Origin of the sequence: Candidatus Methylospira mobilis, from assembly GCF_009498235.1 — a bacterium.
Lineage (GTDB): Bacteria > Pseudomonadota > Gammaproteobacteria > Methylococcales > Methylococcaceae > Methylospira > Methylospira mobilis.
Genome location: NZ_CP044205.1, coordinates 2,115,823 through 2,134,487, shown reverse-complemented (window position 1 = coordinate 2,134,487; position 18,665 = coordinate 2,115,823). Strand labels below are relative to the sequence as shown.

The 18,665-nt window shown below is 54.7% G+C and carries 16 protein-coding genes and 1 tRNA gene; 8 read left to right on the top strand and 9 right to left on the bottom strand.

Annotation, left to right across the window (positions count from 1 at the left end; translation table 11 throughout):
* The first annotated feature begins 6 nt into the window (after positions 1-6).
* On the top strand, positions 7-606 hold the full coding sequence (locus F6R98_RS09465; RefSeq protein WP_153248805.1) for a hypothetical protein: 600 nt from the start codon (positions 7-9) through the stop codon (positions 604-606).
* 14 nt (positions 607-620) lie between these two features.
* Positions 621-1,043 carry a glycine zipper family protein gene (locus tag F6R98_RS09460; RefSeq protein ID WP_153248804.1) on the top strand — a complete coding sequence of 141 codons (423 nt, stop codon included), beginning with the start codon at positions 621-623 and terminating at the stop codon, positions 1,041-1,043.
* A 120-nt stretch (positions 1,044-1,163) separates the two neighbouring features.
* On the opposite strand, the gene F6R98_RS09455 is transcribed toward F6R98_RS09460, so the two are convergent.
* The 4 genes from F6R98_RS09455 to F6R98_RS09440 form a co-directional block, all read right to left on the bottom strand.
* A complete protein-coding gene (locus F6R98_RS09455) occupies positions 1,164-6,122 on the bottom strand; it encodes an MG2 domain-containing protein (RefSeq protein WP_228125196.1) in 4,959 nt (1,652 codons plus the stop codon).
* 138 nt (positions 6,123-6,260) lie between these two features.
* Complete coding sequence (locus F6R98_RS09450) at positions 6,261-6,641, bottom strand: clan AA aspartic protease (protein ID WP_153248803.1); 381 nt, start codon at positions 6,639-6,641, stop codon at positions 6,261-6,263.
* A gap of 37 nt (positions 6,642-6,678) precedes the next feature.
* Positions 6,679-7,557 carry a UTP--glucose-1-phosphate uridylyltransferase GalU gene (gene galU / locus F6R98_RS09445; protein ID WP_153248802.1) on the bottom strand — a complete coding sequence of 293 codons (879 nt, stop codon included), beginning with the start codon at positions 7,555-7,557 and terminating at the stop codon, positions 6,679-6,681.
* A gap of 95 nt (positions 7,558-7,652) precedes the next feature.
* Complete coding sequence (locus F6R98_RS09440; RefSeq protein WP_153248801.1) at positions 7,653-8,012, bottom strand: ComEA family DNA-binding protein; 360 nt, start codon at positions 8,010-8,012, stop codon at positions 7,653-7,655.
* Between the two features lie 388 nt (positions 8,013-8,400).
* Between F6R98_RS09440 and rsxC the strand changes: the two genes are divergently transcribed.
* On the top strand, positions 8,401-9,885 hold the full coding sequence (rsxC, locus tag F6R98_RS09435) for an electron transport complex subunit RsxC (RefSeq protein ID WP_153248800.1): 1,485 nt from the start codon (positions 8,401-8,403) through the stop codon (positions 9,883-9,885).
* Positions 9,886-9,942: 57 nt separating this feature from the next.
* On the opposite strand, the gene F6R98_RS09430 is transcribed toward rsxC, so the two are convergent.
* Both F6R98_RS09430 and F6R98_RS09425 read right to left on the bottom strand, forming a co-directional pair.
* Positions 9,943-10,539: a PqiC family protein gene (locus tag F6R98_RS09430; RefSeq protein ID WP_153248799.1), complete on the bottom strand. Its 597-nt coding sequence runs from the start codon at positions 10,537-10,539 to the stop codon at positions 9,943-9,945.
* On the bottom strand, positions 10,536-12,269 hold the full coding sequence (locus F6R98_RS09425) for a PqiB family protein (RefSeq protein ID WP_228125195.1): 1,734 nt from the start codon (positions 12,267-12,269) through the stop codon (positions 10,536-10,538). Before F6R98_RS09425 ends, F6R98_RS09430 begins: the two co-directional genes overlap by 4 nt.
* Positions 12,270-12,351: 82 nt before the next feature.
* Between F6R98_RS09425 and F6R98_RS09420 the strand changes: the two genes are divergently transcribed.
* Positions 12,352-12,600 (top strand): hypothetical protein, encoded by a 249-nt coding sequence (locus F6R98_RS09420; protein ID WP_153248798.1) that lies wholly within the window; start codon positions 12,352-12,354, stop codon positions 12,598-12,600.
* A gap of 136 nt (positions 12,601-12,736) precedes the next feature.
* Here the strand turns inward: F6R98_RS09420 and hemF are convergent, their stop codons facing one another.
* Together hemF and ampD are read right to left on the bottom strand one after the other, a co-directional pair.
* Entirely contained in the window at positions 12,737-13,657 is a 921-nt protein-coding gene (gene hemF, locus F6R98_RS09415; protein ID WP_153248797.1) for an oxygen-dependent coproporphyrinogen oxidase, read from the bottom strand.
* A gap of 295 nt (positions 13,658-13,952) precedes the next feature.
* The gene (ampD, locus tag F6R98_RS09410; protein ID WP_153248796.1) at positions 13,953-14,519 is read right to left on the bottom strand and encodes a 1,6-anhydro-N-acetylmuramyl-L-alanine amidase AmpD; all 567 of its coding nucleotides are present in this window, start codon (positions 14,517-14,519) and stop codon (positions 13,953-13,955) included.
* A 93-nt stretch (positions 14,520-14,612) separates the two neighbouring features.
* Between ampD and F6R98_RS09405 the strand changes: the two genes are divergently transcribed.
* From F6R98_RS09405 to tadA, 3 genes are all read left to right on the top strand, one after another.
* Positions 14,613-15,095 carry an FKBP-type peptidyl-prolyl cis-trans isomerase gene (locus F6R98_RS09405; RefSeq protein WP_153248795.1) on the top strand — a complete coding sequence of 161 codons (483 nt, stop codon included), beginning with the start codon at positions 14,613-14,615 and terminating at the stop codon, positions 15,093-15,095.
* A 309-nt stretch (positions 15,096-15,404) separates the two neighbouring features.
* Positions 15,405-16,247 (top strand): phosphoserine phosphatase SerB, encoded by an 843-nt coding sequence (serB, locus tag F6R98_RS09400; protein WP_153248794.1) that lies wholly within the window; start codon positions 15,405-15,407, stop codon positions 16,245-16,247.
* Between the two features lie 30 nt (positions 16,248-16,277).
* Positions 16,278-16,751, top strand: a complete 474-nt coding sequence (gene tadA, locus F6R98_RS09395) for a tRNA adenosine(34) deaminase TadA (protein ID WP_265588153.1) — start codon at positions 16,278-16,280, stop codon at positions 16,749-16,751.
* Between the two features lie 11 nt (positions 16,752-16,762).
* Here the strand turns inward: tadA and mltF are convergent, their stop codons facing one another.
* Positions 16,763-18,259, bottom strand: a complete 1,497-nt coding sequence (gene mltF, locus F6R98_RS09390; protein ID WP_194270207.1) for a membrane-bound lytic murein transglycosylase MltF — start codon at positions 18,257-18,259, stop codon at positions 16,763-16,765.
* A 54-nt stretch (positions 18,260-18,313) separates the two neighbouring features.
* On the opposite strand from mltF, the gene F6R98_RS09385 reads away from it, so the two are divergent.
* Positions 18,314-18,406, top strand: a tRNA-Ser gene (locus F6R98_RS09385).
* Positions 18,407-18,665 lie beyond the last annotated feature (259 nt).

Here is an 18,665-nt window from a genome sequence, read left to right as displayed (position 1 = left end):
CCGGTTATGAACCTGTTGAAACGAAAGCAGTTCCGCCTTGTTTTGATGCTGTGTTTTGGTTTTGCGTTCTGTAATCCCGCATGGCCGCGCGGCGGCGGTCATTTCGGCGGCGGATACGGCGGCCACTATGCCGGGAGAGGAGGCTATTTCCATGGCGGCTATTATCGCGGCGGAATGTACAGAGGCGGCGTACGCGGTTATCCCTATTACGGTTATGGTGTCTACGGAGGAACGGGCTGGGGCTGGCCTTATTACGGCGCGTACTACTATCCGTATACTTACTACAACTACCCTCCCGCGATTATCAGCGTACCGCCCAGTCCCCCGGTCTATATAGAACAGCCCAAACCTAAAACCGGTGCACTGCCGGCTCCCCAGTATTGGAGCTACTGCGCCGAAAAACAGAGGTACTGGCCTTATATCAGGGAATGCCCGTCGGGATGGCAAAAGGTCGCGGCAGTACCTCCGCAACAGCAACCGGGATACTGGTACCATTGCGACGATCCGCAAGGCTATTACCCTTATGTCAAGGAGTGTGTGGCGGGATGGACGAAAGTCATACCGGCTCATGAAGCGAACACGGCGATTACACCTCAAACGCGTTAATGGAGATCCATGACATGACCGATTCACTGAAGCGCATTATCCTGACTGCTCCCTTGATTTTAACGGCCTGCGCTACCGTTCCGTCCGGCCCGACGATACTCGCCTTGCCGGGAACAGGCAAAAATTTCGAACAATTCAATGGCGACGATACCGTGTGCCGACATTTTGCACTGCTACAGGCGCAAGGCGCCTCTCCAAGACAGGCTGCCGCCTCCAGCGGTTTAACCGGCAACGATAACGATATCGGCCCGGTCGCACCCCGGGAAACGGGCAATACCGATACATCAAGCGCAGCGCGCCAGAATAATTACGATATAGCCTACATTCACTGCATGTATGCGAAAGGCCACCGCGTCCCGGTGCAAGGCCACCTAATCTACGAAGACAAGCAGGAAGCGTATGCGCCGCCTCCTCCGCCCGTCGAAAATACACAATAAGCTACAGAGAGGGGAGCGCTATTTCTCGCTCGCCATTCATGGAGTAACTGCTCTAGTTTTTCTACTAAATTAGGCAAGCAACAGCACATCAAAACGATTGCTTACTTACTTGCTTTCAACTTAATTGAGTGCGCCGCCGATGACTTCATCGGCCTTGCTATTCCCCCTCACCGCTTCATGATACATATCGAAAGCCCGCGCTGGCGCTATCGAAGCGCGGCCCGCGCGGGCGACGCGCCATACCTGGTACAAACGAAATTCTCCGCCGGCCTGTATTCTGGCGATACGCACTATGCGGTCCGGGTAACGCTGGGTTTCCTTGATACTGCTCCAGTAGCTGTCTTCTTTCGGCTGGATTTTTGCGTCGGCCAGATAAGTCTGATCGGCCTCCTGCCCTTCGGCCAATGAGGGAATGCCGTCTTCGACGACCACGAAGCGGCTGGCAGTCTCGCAGCATTGCGTGTCGGCCGGACGTTTGACATGCACTTCGCTCACCACGACATCGCCAGGTTTGAGCGCTTGCGTCAAATCCAGCGGCTCGCTGCCTTTGCCGGTGATGCGGCGAAATGAGCGTTCGACCTGCAGGCCCGACGTAACGGCATCGACCGATGCATAGGGCAGATCAACGGTTATCGTGGAAGTCGCCACTTCATCGGGTTTGAGTCCCGGCAGTCTAATTTCGCTCAAATCCGCGTCATCGTCGATTTGCGTGAACGTGGAAAGATAGCCGCCGGGAATGCGGCCCAGCGAGCCAAGCTGCGCGCCGTCCTTCGTTATTGCAATCAGTTTGCGCGCGGCAGCCTTGTTATCCTGCGCCAACGCGGCCGCTTCCCGGCTGATCAGGTCGCGCGTGTTGAAAATAACCTGCGCGGTATCGTAGGTCGAAACCCAATAGCCGTTTTTCTGCGTTTGCAATAACTGCTTTTTAAGTTTCAATTCCAGCGCCGGCGGCAAAGCCTGAAGACCGTTCAGCGTACCCATCCCGGCGGACATCAGACTGGGCAAGCCAAAACCGAAACCCAGCTGCTCGGATAAAGCGACCTGGTTGCCTGCCGGCTGGACCGGCTGCTCAGTTCCTATCTGATCCAGACTGTTTTGCAGACGCAAAATCAAATCCGATTTAAGCTTGAATCTGTCCTTGAACTGTTGGTTGAAACTGTGCCAGTCCTGGGCTTCGTAGGCTTTGACGATGCGCAGCGCATCAATCAGATCGCTGGCCGGCGCGGTTGCCGATCCCGCGACCTGCTTGACAAAATCGGCCTGCTGCTGCCAGGGCCTGTCATAAAGCTCACCGACATCGGCCAGCCCCGCCAGCACAAAACCGCCGGTTAGAGCGGAAATATCGGCGTTCTGGCCCAATTGCTGTGCGAGCCACTCCATGCCCTTGCCATAAGAGACGGCTGCGCCTTCAACGTTCAAATCACTGGCAAACTTAAGCGCCTTCAGCGCAATCAACGTGACCGGCAGGCTGGCGTCCGCTTCGCCGGGCCACAGACTGAAACCTCCTGAGCTTTTTTGATTGCGTATAATTTTACGCAAGCCAATTGCTGCGTTTTGTTGCGCCCGTTCCAGCGTTTTTGCGAGCGGGCCGAGCTGATCCGGCTTGACATCGGCGCGGGCCAGCAAATCCATCAACACCAGATTCGGTATCGTGCTGTGCGCCAATTGCTCGGTGCAGCCGTAAGGGTATTGAACCAGCATCTCCGCGGCTTGCAGCGCGGCCCCGAGCAGCCCGGAGTTGATTTGTACCCTGACTTTTCTGACGGACGCATCGGATGGAAATTCCGTCTTGAGGGTATCCCTGCTCTGCACGCCTGCATACACCTGTTCCATCGCAGCGGGCCGGAGCGGTATTTCGAACTCTTCCGCACCGCCGATACGTATCTTTTTCTCGGAAGCGGCCAGTTCCACCTGCAATCCGGCCTTGCCTTGCCGATTCTGGGCGGCAATCCGGAGAGGCCAGCGATATTCATCATTGGCTTTCAGCTCCGATTGAATGGACGTGCCGCCGCTGATCAATTGCAACGGCGCTGTGAAAAGCAATTTTCCGGCCAATTTAACCGGATGGGCTACATGGCTGATTAGTTTTACGATTAAATCGGTTTCATCGCCTTCACGCAGGAACTGCGGTCCAACCAGATCCACAGAAACGTCGGCCACGGTACGGAAACCGCCGGTGGTTTCGCCCAGCCGTCCTTCCCTGTCGCCGGCAATCGCGGTGACCAGCCATTCAGTCACATTCGCGGGCATATTGACATCGACGCTTGCCCAGCCCTTGGCGTCGGTGACAACGTGCGGGAACCAGCCTGCGGTATCGCGCATGGCCTTCTTGGCCAGCTTGCTCTGGCTTTTCAGTGCACTCAGGGCGAAATTGGGCTTGCGCAGCAGATCGGCGTAGCCGTAGCCTTGCAGCTCGTCGGAATAGAAGGTCGAAAGATTGATGCGTTGCAGCGGATAAAAGAAATCGAAGACGCCGGGACGGAACTCGGCTTGTACCGCATACACTGCGCGATCGACGATGGATACTGAAAGTTCGGTGTTGGCGGCGGGGCTCCCGTCGGCGCGCTTGACCTCCAGCTTGATCCGCGTCGGCTTCAGCGGTTCCGTTTCGGATTTTTCAGGCAATATGTTGATATTCAGCCGCTTGTCCCACGGAACGATGCGGAAGCCGAGCGTTTGTTCGCGGTATTTTCCGCCTGAAACCGGTACCGTCACCGTATGATAAAAACCGGTGCCGTATTCAGGCTGGGCGCTGACCTCAAACCAGCGGCTACGACCTTGCGCTTGCACGCTACGGCTGTCGAAAATACGCGTACCGGCCACGGTTTCCCAAATAGAGCCGCTTTCCCCCTTACCCCAGTCTTTCGGCAACAGCGCGAATACTTTGGCGTGTTCGCCGGGACTGAGTATAGTGCTGGATGTGTACAGCTCCAGTTCCTGGTTATCCGCAACTGCTTCGCCGCTGTTGCCCGCAACAATCAGCGTTGCCGGCTGGGAGTCAGCAGCATGATGCAGCTTTCTGCCGTCCAGTGTTTCCAGTGTCGCTATCGCGCTCAAACGCCCGTGAGCGTTCAGCGCCGGAATCGCCAGTTCCTGCCGTCCTTGCGCGTCGGTGGTAAAGGACAGCTTGACCAGACTTTGTCTGGCCGCGCCCGGCTGCTCCAGCAATACATCAATCACTCCTCCGGCTTGCGCCGCCGGTCTGCCATCGGCATAGCTCGACTGGATTTGCAGCTTCAAGTCCTGCTCGCCCACTGCCGCGATGGTTTTATTGAAGCGCACGGCGGGCTGGGCTTCGGACAGGGTGGCATAAATATTGTCGGTCAGTATCGCCTGGCTTCCCGCGCTATCCTGGGCGCGCACCATCAGCGTATATATCCATTCCTGGTCGGGCTTGTCCTTATCGCCGCCGGGAACGGTAAACTCAAACCCGGCGTCGCCGTTTTCCGCCAAACCCGGCGCGCTGTCCCAGGCGCTGCCCGGATTATCGGCTTGCTGGCGCTCCTCAATCGAACTGTACACACGCTGCGGCTGGATGAGCTGCGTAGCGGATTTGACGCTGCCGGAATAATCGCTGCCGGCAGTCAGCCCGGCGCCGGCCTCGTCGACAAACTGTGGCGCTTCGAATTTTTTACGGTACAAAAAAACCTCGAACCTGGCGTTCTGCGGCGCGCCGCCGCTGTAACGCTTGGCCCTGAATTTCAGTTTGAAAGGCTGGCCCGGCGTTACGACGGGGCTATGCTCGATCAGTTCCAGATAAAAGCTGGGTTTGACGTAATCGCGAACGCGGAATTCACCGCCATACGGCTTGTGGTCGATATCGGCCAGCAAGCGGTACAGGCCTGGCGTTTGCGCTTCGTCCAGATCGAAACTGCCGGAAAAAGAACCGAATTCGCTGAGCTTCGACTGCCCCTGCAAACCGGTGGCGTTGCCGTCTGCGCGGATTAAGGAAATATCGGCCTGTCCCGATTGAAATGACGGAATAGACAGTTGCCCATCGTTCATTTTGCGGACGATGCCCTTGTAGTAAAAGGTTTCGCCCGGTTTGAAAATTGGCCGGTCGGTGACGACAAAAACCGCATCGTCCTTGCTTTGCGCGGGCAAAAAGTCGGTGCTGGTCAACGCGGTACGCGGGCTATCGGAACCCGGCGCATCGACGCGCACCACCAGTTTGCCGTCCAGCAAGCCATCGGGGTTGTTAAAACGTAACTCGCCCGCGGCATCTGTAGTTGCCGGCAACATAACCCAGCGCTCGCGAGCGTCGCGATAACTGACGCGTGCACCGGATACCGGCTGCAACGCGCGCGTGATGACGCGCACCAACAGCTGTTCGCTCGATTGTTTGACCTGAACCGCCAGGCTGCTGACCTGGATCAGACATTGCGCCTCGGTTTTACCCTGTACCGCCTGCAGCAGATAGATACCGTCCGGCAACGGATCGAGGGTGATCTTGCGCACTTTATAGTTTTGCTCGCTCCAGCTGTCCTGATTGAACCACCAGCCCAGATCGTGCGCGTTAACGCCATTGTTCTGCAAATCCAGATAGGATTCCTTTATGGTTTGAAAGCCGGCAGGCGGAGCGACCAGGATTTGCTGCGGCACTGAAACCAGGGGTTTTTGCGCAACATTGATAATAGCCTTGTTGAACGAGGTTCCCTGCAACGATTTACGGAAATCGGGATCGAGCATGCCGCGAAATAAACGCAGCGGCGATTCGGCGGCATTAACGCCCTTGGCAAAGTAGTGTCCCGGATTGAGTTCGCTGACCGGCTCCTCATAACTGCGGCTCAGGTTCAACTGACCGTCCAGAAAGCTTTCCAGGTTTTTCGGCTTCAGCACGCGTACCAGCATCGGCTGATCGGTGACGGTGTAATCAAGGCGGACTTGCGGCGGTTCGCCCGCAGCGAAACTGTGCTCGGCTGTCAGGTAGAAAGGACTGCCGGCAAAGGCGTCGGCCGCCCCAAAAAGCGGTAACACAGTGAGTATGAATAGCGCAGTTACGTGTTTGCTGGGGGTCGCCATCGCCTTGAATACCCGGAACCACTGAGCTTTTTCGTCGAAAATCCCTATTTTTTTCATGGCTTCACTCTCTATGCGCCCCTCAATAATCAAACCGCGCCCCCGGCCCGCAAAACGCTGTGTCAGTAGCCTTGAAACACGTATCCCGGTTTTCGTGACACAGAGCTGTTATGCGCTCCCGGCGCAAGCCTTATTTTGTTATTTCGCAAGACCCACAGGGTAATTCGGATGCTGGGGATTAACAATCAACCGCTGCAGGCGGGAGTCAACCATCAAGTCCATCGCCTCCAGAGGAATGACGCCCAACAGCGGCTCATTGTCCAGCACAACCGCCTCGGTCACATAGCTGCGATTCTCGAACGCTATCTCGACAGGGGCAATCTTGGGAACCTTGCGCTGATGTCCATCCGCAAGAGTAACCATCTGCTGCATGACCTCGCCAATGTCAAAGCCAAGCTGCAGCGCGATCTCTTCCGTCACGCACATAAACGTTGCGCCGGTATCGACCAGAGCGCTCACTTGCACGCTTTGCCGGCTAAACAGGTTGGTCAGTTTGATGCTCGCATAGGTTAATCCCATTTTATGGGCCTCCGAAATCCGTCAACACGGACGAACACTACTCCACTACAAGATTTTGCAGATAAGCACGGAAGCTTTCCTTCAACTCGGGATGTTTCAGCGCCTGTTCCACGGTAGCCACCAGATAACCCAGCTTGGAGCCGCAATCGTAGCGTTTGCCATAAAACTCATAGGAAAGTACGGCCTGCTCATGAAGCAGTAATTCAATCGCATCGGTCAACTGAATTTCACCGCCCGCACCCTTGCCAACCTGATCCAGCTTTTCAAAAATCGCAGGCGTCAGGATGTAGCGTCCGATTACGCCAAGATTCGATGGCGCATTCTCCGGTTTCGGTTTTTCCACTATCGCTTCGAGACGCCCCAAACCCGGCTGAATCAGATTCGATTTAACGATACCATAGCTTTGCGTATCGGAGGGATCAATGCGTTCTACGCCCAATACCGAACATTGCCATTCGTTGTAAACTTTTATCATCTGACTCAAACAGCCGCTGGCGCCATCATCCACCAGATCGTCGGCCAGTATCACCGCAAACGGTTCATCGCCGATGACAGGCTTTGCGCAACTCACGGCATGTCCCAGGCCGAGTGCTTCCGCCTGACGGATATGCACCACGCTGACATGCGACGGTACGATATTCTGCACAATTTTGAGCGTCTCTTCCTTGCCGCGCAACGCCAGTTCGTTTTCCAGTTCATACGCCTTGTCGAAATGATCTGAAATGGCGCGCTTGCTGCGACCGGTAATGAATACCATTACCTCTACCCCGGCCGCTACGGCTTCTTCAACAGCATATTGAATCAATGGCTTATCTACGATCGGCAGCATCTCTTTCGGATTGGCCTTGGTTGCAGGCAAAAACCGGGTACCTAGCCCCGCTACTGGGAATACAGCCTTTTTAATGGTCTTTTTCATATAACTTGCGTTATTTATTTAAAAACTGATTATTAAACAACAGGCTCCCGAAGGAGCCTGTTACATTCACGAAACGGCATTAAGCGGATACAAGCCTATTTTACAACAGGCGCGGGTACAGCGGGTACTGCCGGCGCAACCGCAGGTACGGACGCCGCCGGTCTGGGTATAGCGGGTACAGCGAGCCCAGGCGCGGTTACAGTGATGTTGTCGCGGTTTTTGGTGATAATACCGGCTTTCACGCCTTTGACCCTGGCAAGATCGTCCACCGACTTGAATGGGCCGTTTTTCTCTCTATCCTTTACAATGGCTTCGGCTTTGCTTTTACCTACGCCCTTGAGACCGGCTGCAATCTGATCGGCTGTTGCAGTATTGATGTCAACAGCATCCGCCCAGACTGTCCAAGGTGCAATAGACAAAATAATTCCCAGTATAGCGCATTTAAATTTATTCATCTTTAACTCCGCTGATAAGGTTGGCCCGAAAAGAAGGCGACCATAGGTTAGAACAAATGATCACTGTTTTTCAACGGTTTTCTGTTTTCTATCTTTTATTGACGCCGAATGCCTGTGGTTATTCATAACAACAATAACACATATATTTGGCATAAATCTTCATGGCCGGATTAAAATATGGCGCGCAATTAAATTAATGGAAATAACGGCTCGTTGCGCGGCTTTAAAAACCGTCAGTGTATCAGCCTCACATGCATTACCGCACCGGCGTTCACATATTAGACTTTCGCTCGGATTTTTTTATGTCTACGTCTTTCGTCGCATCGGCACTGATGATCAGAACTGAAACTTCGCTTAAACTGGTACCTTAATTTTCCAGCGCCTACTGATGACTACATCCTATTTTACCGGAGGTTTACACCTCGACACCCATAAGACAGAATCGAGCGGAGTCGCGCCGCTTGTCGCATCGATACCGGAAACATTGATTTTTCCACTGTTCATGCGTAACGGCCAGGACGCGCAGGCAGTCGTTGAGGCCGGTCAGCATGTACTTAAAGGTCAAATTCTGGCGCGCGATCCGGAAAACCTGACGCCGCCGGTTCACGCTTCGAGCTCGGGCATCATCGCGGCAATTGAAACGCGCGCGCTACCGCATCCGTCCGGACTCTCCGGGCGCTGCATCGTACTGAACACCGACGGACTGGATCAGGCTCGGGAAGCATCCTCAATCGGTGAAAACTACTCGGACTATCCGTTGGAAACGCTGTTGCGGCATATACACGAAGCGGGTATTGTCGGCATGGGCGGCGCCGGTTTTCCGACCGACATCAAGCTGCGCGGCGGCGGAGCTTGCGCTATCGACACGCTGATTCTGAACGGTGCGGAATGCGAGCCCTATATCACCTGTGACGACATGCTGATGCGGTATCATCCTGAAGAGGTACTTGGCGGCGCGCGCATACTGATGCACATTCTGGGTCTGTCCGGCAACTGCCTGCTCGGCATCGAAAACGACATGCCCGAGGCCATCGCCAGCCTGGAACACACGCTGCAAAGCGAGACATATTCCGGCATCGCCATTGCGCCGTTAGCGGCCATCTATCCTACCGGCGGTGAAAAACAGCTGATCAAGGCGCTTACCGGCCGTGAAGTGCCTTCGGGCGGTATACCGGCAAACGTCGGCGTAGTTTGCCAGAACGTCGCTACCGCCGCCGCAATCTACCGCGCCATCGTTCATGGGGAAGTACTGACTTCCCGCATCGTCACCGTCACCGGTGTTGGCGTCTCACAACCCGCAAATCTGGTGGTGCGTATCGGCACTCCGATCAGCGACCTGGTGAAGCAATGCGGCGGCTACACCCAACGCGCCGAACGCCTGATACTGGGAGGACCGATGATGGGTTGGGCGCTGCCCAGCGACGAACTGCCGATCACGCGCTCGGCTAACTGTGTACTGGTGCAGGACATGGCAACGATACCGCATCACAATGCATCGGCGCTGCCCTGTATCCGTTGTGGCGAATGCGCGCAAGCCTGCCCGGTCAGCCTGCTGCCGCAACAAATGCATTGGTACTGTCGCTCGGAAAATCTGCCGCGCATCGAAGAATACCGGGTCATGGACTGTATAGAATGCGGTTGCTGCAACTATGTCTGCCCCAGCCATATTCCGCTGGTGCAATATTTCCGCGCAGCCAAAAGTCTGCTGTTCACTCAGGCGAAAGAACGCAGCAAAGCCGAGCATGCGCGTATACGCTTCGAAGCGCGGCAGGCCAGACAGCAACACGAAAAACGTTTGCGAGAAGAAAGTACGCGCCGCAAACGGGAAATGCTGGAAAAAGCCAATAAGTCGCAGCCCGAAGCAAGCAGCTGACAGTCAATAAGCAGGGCTCGACTGAAGAGAACTACGCAACAGGGTTCTTAGCTCACTCTACAGGGCTTTACGAAAAGCGCCGATCGCGTCTGCAACATCGTTGCCGAAGCGCTCCAGGGTGCGGTTCATCGCGGCAACCGTGGCGCGATAACCTGACCCGGCCGGCGGTTCGGCATAATGTGCGTCATGCGCGGCCAGCTGCTTGCCCTCCCCGTCCAAAATGACCCAATGCGCATTAAGCACGCTATCGCCATCGACACTGCGATCGAAGCGGATAATTTTTACCGTCACCTGATAGTCTATGCCCGCAGCGCGTTTCCACGGATACAGCGCCACCCTGTTTCCGGGCAATTGTGTCCTCAGATTTTCAGCCAGCACCTGGGCGACATTATCCTTGAGCGATCCCGCCCAGCGGTCGAACTCTGCCAGCTGCAGTTCATTCCGGCCGCTGCGCGTTACAATTTGCGGACGATCCAGATATTCAGGCAAGTCGACAGGCCCCACGCCAACAAAAACTTCCGTTTTCGCCGACACCGTCCTTGGCGCCGCCGAGGCGCTGTCGGCAAGTACGTAGTAATGCGGCTCAGGGCTGCTGCAACCGACCAGCAGCAACAGGAGAGTTAATACGGATGGTGTCAGTAATCTGCATGTCATGGTTTGGCTCCACTCCCCGCCTTGCCATTGAGCAAGGCTTCAGGATGTCGTTCGAGATAGTCGGTCAACGCACGGATGGAGCGCGCCGAAGCCGAAAGTTCTTCCAGCGCATTGCTGATATCGACCGACATCGGCGCGCCCGGTTCCATTTGTTCCAGCACCCTGGCAGTTGACCCCAGCGTTTTTTCCAGGCTGGCGCTCAACGTCGCGATTTGTTTATCGGTGGTTTGCGCCAGATGGCGCATGTCCGCCAATGCCAGGTTCAACGAATGCGTTGCCTCCTTCAAATCGGCGGAATTGATCAGTTTGTTACTGCCCTTGACCGTACCGAGTAATTCCTTCCCTATTTTGTCGAGCGGCAGTTTCTTCAGATTGGCAATGATCTCGCCAACGTTTTTCATCAGCTCATCGGTCATTGATGGTAAGGTCGGTATCTCGGGATACTTCCCGCCGTAAATAATGCTCTTGCGCGGCTCGTCCGGGTAAAAGTCGACATCGACAAACAGTTGCCCGGTTATCAGGCTGCCGGTTTTGAGCCGCGCGCGCAGCCCGTGCTGAACCAGTTTTTCTATGCCCGGATGCCGTCCGGCGGCAAGCTCTGCCGCATGCGCTTCATTGTATAGCTTTACTGCTTCGGCCGCACCCAATGGGATCAAACGCTCGGGATCGACTTCCACCTTAACGGGAATCCTGACCTTGTTGGTGGCGAAATTCACCTCTAACTGTACATCGGTTACCGTGCCGATGCGGATGCCCTTGATCTCTACCGGTGCCCCGATGTTCAAACCTCGCACGGAATCGTCGAAATAGAGCAGAAAGGGTCTTCGTACTGTATAAGACCCTTCGGCAATGCTTGCAAAATCCTTGTGCAGCCTGAAGCGGGTGTCGGCGGCGCTGGGCGGGATATCAGAGTCGTTCAGGCCGGGTGTTTCGAAAGTGATACCACCGCTCAGCAACGATACCAGCGATCCGACCTTCAGGTTGACGCCCTGAGCACCCATCGACAGATCGATGGCGTTGACTTGCCAGAAATGCGAGCTGTCTTTTATGAGACGCTCGAAAGGGGCGTTGATAAATATTTCGATCTGCACGCTCTGCCGGTCTTCAGTCAACCTTACGTCGACAGTCTGACCGACCAGAATGTCGCGAAAATAGACCGGCGTGCCATAACCCAGCGGACCCGCGCTATCCGCCGAAAGCAGGAATGAGCGCCCGGGAGTGTCGGCGCTGACGTGAGGCGGCTGATCCAGCCCCCTGAATTTGCGCATCGATTCACCGCCGCTGCCGAATTCAACGCCGATGTAATTGCCGGCAAGCAACGTATCCAGACCGGATACACCATTCAGACCGAACTGCGGCTTGACCACCCAGAAAACAGCATTTTCTCTGAGGTGGCCGGCAACGTGTTTGTCCATTTTCGCGGTGACCAGAACCTGATTCAGGTCTTCGCTAAGCTCTACGCTTTCGACGGTGCCGACTTCGACGTTTTTATACTTGATCTTGCTTTTACCCGCTTCCAGACCGGACGCTTCCTTGAATGCGATAGTGATGGTCGGCCCCTGGGCGCTGAGCGTCTTGTACGCCAGCCAGACACCGATCGCCAGCGCTATCAGCGGAATGACCCACACCAGCGCAAGACCTCTGGTTTTTTCCACCAGAGCTTCTCCGGTTTGCAGAAGCGGCTTGCTTGCCATTGCGGTTTTGTTCGGTTCTTTTGAAGCTGGGGACATGCTTATTCCTTTTCCTTACATGGGCAGAGTTTCGAGGTTATCCTGGCGCGGATGCGGGTAGAAGCGCATCGCGGCGAACACGGTGATTATCTCGACGCAGGCGATCACTTCTTCCTTGACGCCGCTGAGTAGGGTGTCCGGGTTCGTCGAGGTCAGGCATTACCACGGTCATGGTCGACAACAGGTTGGCAGAGATATCGATGAGATAGGCGCAGCACCCGAAAGCGCGTTCAGCCCGTTCGGTTTGCGCGGAACAGGCTGGCGCAGGCAGGAAGCAGGAACAAGGTCGAGGCCACCGCGTTTGCGCACGCGCAATACCGCGCGACAATAGATGCGCAACGCTTTTTCCTCTTTCCACAGCCGGGGTTTGCGATACGGTTGATCATAGCCTCTGCAGGCGATGAGCGATTCTGCAGTTTCCTGGACGCTGTTCTGCATGGAAGACGGGATAAGGATTTATTCCACGATTATTTCACACCCAGCCAATCGCGAGGTTTTAAAAAGCTGGTATACAGGTTGTCTTCCGGCGTACCGGGTTCCGGTCTCCAGTTATAGCGCCAGTGCGCAACCGGAGGCAGCGACATCAATATGGATTCGGTGCGCCCGCCGGATTGCAGACCGAACAGTGTGCCGCGGTCATATACCAGATTGAACTCCACATAACGCCCGCGGCGATAAAGCTGAAACTCGCGTTCACGCTCGCCATAGGGCTGATGCTTGCGCGCATTGACGATAGGACGATAGGCGCGAATATAATGATCGCCGACGCTGCGTAAAAACGCGAAGCTGTGCTCGAAACCCCATTCGTTCAGATCGTCGAAAAACAACCCGCCGACGCCGCGCGTCTCATTGCGATGCTTGAGAAAGAAGTATTCGTCGCACCACTTTTTAAAACGCGGATAGACTTCATCGCCGAACGGCTGGCAGGCGGCGCGTGCGGTTTTATGCCAGGCGATGGCGTCTTCTTCGTAAGGATAATAAGGCGTCAGGTCGAAACCGCCGCCGAACCACCAGATCGGCGCTTCGCCTTCCTTCTCCGCCAGGAAAAATCGCACATTGGCATGCGAAGTAGGCACATAAGGATTGCGGGGGTGGATTACCAGCGAAACGCCTACCGCCTGGAATGAACGTCCCGCAAGATCCGGACGATGCGCGGTTGCCGACAACGGCATATTGCTGCCTATGACGTGCGAAAAATTAACGCCGCCCTGTTCGAAGGTTTCGCCGCCGCTGAGCACGCGAGTGCGTCCGCCCCCTATGCCGCTTTCATATTGCCAGACATCTTCGATGAAACGGGCGGAGCTTTCTTCGCCTTCCAGTCCCGCGCATATTTCATCCTGCAGATTCATCAGGTATTGCTTAACAAGATCAAGATCAACGTTGCTCATAAGTTTTGACCGTCGTTTTGTTTATTGTTGGTTTAAGGCGCATCTTCCACTCTCTGGCAATGCTGTCGGGCAGCACATTTCCTTAACGTTCTTATATCAGGTATCTACACGAAATATTGCAGTGTGCAGCTGCCCGGCGACGCGTGGTTTTGACTCTGGAAAACCGCTGGGGAGAATAGGCTGGAATATAAGGCCGCGTCAATGCCGCGCTGAACCCGACAAAGGCCGGTTTTGCGGATATTTTCGCAAACCATCATAATAAACCATTGATTTAAAAATCATCAATACAATTGTTTCAGATAGCTCCATGTTTCCCTCGCGCCAGTTGTTGTCGAAAAAAAGCCCAATCGAAACTGGGACCCGGATCGGTTTTGCGCGCTGGCGCGATCTCGCTATGCCCCACGATCCGATCGGCGCAGACACCGGGATAAGTGTCGGCCAGCGCGCCAATAGCGGTGACAAGGCTGTCGTACTGCGCGGGGTCATAGTCCGCGGTTTCCGTGCCTTCCAATTCGATGCCGATGGAAAAATCATTGCAGTTTTCACGGCCCTTATAGCAAGAGATGCCGGCATGCCATGCGCGCTTATGAAAAGGAACGTACTGAGTGATGCTGCCGTCGCGCCGGATAAGCAGATGGGCGGACACTCTCAGTGACTGGATGCCATGAAAATACGGATGGGCATCACCCGGCAAAGTATTGTTGAATAATCGATCGATCCAGGGACCTCCGAATTCGCCGGGCGGCAGGCTGATGCAATGAATTACGATCAGCGAAATATCGGTTTCATCCGGCCTCACGTTGCTGTTAGGCGATTCTGCTTGCAGGGCGTGCTCCAGCAAGCCGTTTTTGATAATTTTCATAAGGGAAATTTGACTTTGTCGGGGGATGGTACTTTCGTATGCCCAGGAAAGACTATATGATGCGGAATTCTAACCCTCAACCGAGAAATTTACATGCAAATCGCACCGCAGAAAGTGGTTCTTATCCACTATACATTGACCGATGAAGCGGGCGAAGTGCTCGATAGTTCAGAAGGCAATGATCCACTGGCCTTCATTCAGGGGGCAGGCAATATCATCTCCGGACTGGAGCGCGCCCTGGAAGGCAAAACCGCAGGCGAACGTTTAAACGTACGCGTTGAACCGGAAGACGCTTACGGCGTGCGCGACGACGAACTGATTCAAAGCGTGCCAAGCACGGCATTCGAAGGAGTCGAAAATATAGAGCCGGGCATGCAGTTTCATGCGGAAACGCAGGAAGGGCTGCAAATGGTGACCGTACTGGCGGTGGAGGGCGATGAGGTCGTGCTTGATGGAAATCACCCGCTGGCGGGCATCCCGCTGCATTTCGATGTCGAAATCGTCGAGGTGCGCGACGCCAGCGAGGCTGAACTGGAACATGGCCATGTGCATGGTCCGGGCGGTCATCATCACTAATCGATAAGCCCCTTTATTAATGGGAACATTCATTTTCCATTGTTGGCTGCTGAGGTAAGTGGTGACTCCCGTCGAGTCTTCCGCGGAGTGATCGTTCCAGCAAAACACAAGGAAAACAGTTCGGTAGGATACCTTGGGCCAGTCTCTTCCGAGACTGGCCCAATACTGAAAAGCCCTACTTCCCGGCGTTTGTCAAAGTATCCACCATAAACGACACCGGTTTTAAGCGAGCAGACTCACTAGCAGGATGAGTGAAGGAGTTGCCGCTCCGAAGCGCATCGAACTTCAGACCCTCAAGATGACTTGCCTGTGTATTTAACCATCATACATACATCCAGCCTGAACACCTCAGAACAGCAGTCGATACTGGAGGCAGTACCAGGCGATCTCGAATGCTGGGGAGATCATCACCGCCTCCATCATGCCGCCCCTGTCGCAACCGAGCTTCTGACCGGGCTACGCCAACGCTACGCCTTTGATCTGAATCCGCTGCCGTTGTCGTTCGATCCCGCCCGGGTTGGCTTGATTATCAGCGATATGGACTCCACGCTGATCGATATCGAATGCATTGATGAATTGGCCGGCCAGATTGGCGTCAAAGCGCGGGTGGCCGAAATTACAGAACGCGCCATGCGTGGTGAACTGGTTTTTGCCGACGCTCTGAGGGAGCGTGTTGCATTGCTGGCCGGTTGCCCGGTTCAGGCATTGCAAACCGTGTATGACCAGCGTTTGCATCTGAACCCAGGAGCGGAAGCATTAATAACTCAGGCGCGACAGCAAAATGTCAAAACGGCTTTGGTGTCAGGCGGATTTACCTTTTTCACATCTCGAATTCAGGAAATGCTGGCAATGGATGCCGCGCGCGCTAATGACCTGGAAATTCAGGCAGACCGGCTAACAGGGCGTTTATCAGGGCCTGTTTGCGGCCCCGAGCAAAAAACCGCTTTCCTGCAGGAACTATTGACACGTTATGATCTGGAACCGCGGCAAGCCATAGCCATCGGCGATGGCGCCAACGATCTGGGTATGCTGGGCATGGCCGGGCTAGGCGTGGCTTATCACGCCAAACCTCGTGTGCAGCAAGCGGCCGATGTGGTGATAAACCATGGAGGACTCGATAATGTGGCTGCATTTTTTCGTACCGGCAGATAAGATTGGCGGGCATGGCCAAGTGTGGACCTAATAAGCACAGCCCGTACTGAAAATGCGTATCAGGATGCGTATTGGATGCAATACGCCCTGGCATTGGCGCACAAAGCGGAAGAGAGCGGAGAAGTACCGGTCGGAGCAGTGCTGACCAAGGATGACCGGCTTGTCGCCGAAGGCTGGAATCAGCCAATCCTTGCACGTGATCCTAGCGCACATGCAGAAATGGTGACGTTGCGCAATGCCGGCCTTGCGTTGAATAACTACCGCTTGGTCAACACGACTCTTTACGTTACCCTTGAGCCTTGCGTGATGTGCATGGGAGCCATAGCCCATGCACGAGTCGAACGCCTGGTGTTTGGCTGCAGCGATCCGCATCGAGGCGCCGTTTGCAGCGTTCTGCATCTGGCCGATGCCGATTTTTTAAATCACCGCGTTGCCTGGCAAGGCGGAGTTCTGGCCGAACCCTGTTCGGCGCTGCTCAAATCATTTTTTAAACGCCGGCGTTAATTAAGCTGAGATCATGCACCGCCTTCGAGCGCACGACCTTTATTCACATCAGGTCGTGCTCGCGATGCAGCCGAGCCGGCTGCCGTTGTTTGCTTCTCATCGGTCAGCCATACCAGCAGGTCGTAGTGTCTGCAAATATTTTCGACATAATGCACCGTTAAATGTCCTCTGGCGCGCTCCCTGGGAGATGCCGCCGCTTTACCCCCCATTTGCGGCAGCACTGCTTTCACGCTTTCCCAGGCATTGGGGTCACGGCCCTGGCGGCCGGCTATCTTGCGCGCGCGCTCGATATGGTTATAACCGATATTGTAAGCCGCCAGCGCCAGCCAAATGCGATCCTGTCCATGGACAGGGGACGGAAGCCCTTCCAGAATTTCGTGGAGATATTCGGCGCCGCCGTGGATGCTTTGGCTTACGTTAAAACGGTCCGTCACATTGAGCTCACGCGCGGTGTTTCCAGTCAACATCATCATGCCCTGCACGCCTTCGGCGGAAACTGCATGCGCATCCCACTGTGACTCCTGATAAGCGATTGCAGCCAGCAAACGCCAGTCTATATCGAATTTTCGTCCGGCATTTTGAAACAGTGCGCGATAACGCGGCAACCTTTGCCGAACATGCGACCTCAGCGCCGCGTCTACCGATGCATCGGTAGCCATCCAGACAGCATCATGTTTTTTAGTGAGCCGGGCCAGCGTGCCGTCCTGTCGGATAGCATCGAAAAATGAGGATACTTCGTTGTAAAGGCTGTTATCTTCGCTTTGCGAGAAAGCCCAGCCTAAATCTTGCGGCTCCCCTTGCTCGAATGCAACTTCAATGTTGGGAAAATAGCGTTGCATACGCGCAATCTGATCGGATGGTACGACGGTATAGTCCAACAGGCCGTCATTAACCATGCGCAGGCGGTTTTTAAGGTCGTAGGACTCGCTGCCCAATACCCAATCCTTCGCCGTGACCGGAACGTCGCGAAAAACCGCACCGTTCTGGGTTTCTTGTCCGGCTTCGGCGCGAAAAACCACTTTTTCGGTAATTTGCCGGAAAGCGGGAGAAAATCGCAGTGTACGCCGCCGCTCTTCCGTAATCGGTATTGCTGTCGCGATAAAGTCGGCTTCATGGTTAGTCAGCATGCGTATCAGATCATGACGCGAGTTGCCCTGTATATAACGCAATTTGACGCCCAGCCTGGATGCGAAACGTTGGGCCAGTTCGAAATCGAGGCTTTCCTGCAGTACCGCAGTATCGCTATCGGTAGGCGCAGGGCCTTGAATCGCCAACACCAGTTCCCCAGATCGCCGGATTCTCTCCAGCTGGCTCTCGCCATTGACCTCCTGACCTGGCGAATGCGCGTTGACAACCAACCCAGGCAAGGCCAGCAACACGATAGGCAGTATCGTTACTTTGAATCGGTATCTTAAACCCTTGCTGGTTATCTCAGGAATGCGCGTGATTATCTTAACTATTTTGCTATTTGCAAAAAGGCTAGAAGGCATGATTTTTTTAGAATTCATGACTTTTCCTCTTAATTTTTTAACAACCGGAGCGTATACTAACATGCCGTTTCCGGAGAGGTACCGAAGCGGTCATAACGGCGCCGACTCGAAATCGGATGGTCGGGGAAACCCGGCACAAGGGTTCGAATCCCTTCCTCTCCGCCACTATTCACCCCGTAAATAGTTGTTTCTACTTACATTACTTTCACTGCGAAAGCTTTCTTTCTTCTTTTTTTTCGTGCAAAAGTTCGGGAAGTTTTGTTTCTCAAGCGCCTCATACCCCAAAATATGCTCACTGCCCTTTTTTAGGCTGTTTTATTCTATAGTCCGCTAATACCATGCGCGTAGGGTTATATAAGACAACGATGCATTCCTAGCTATATAAGGCTGTTATGTCAATGGGTTATAAGCGATCTTCGCAGGA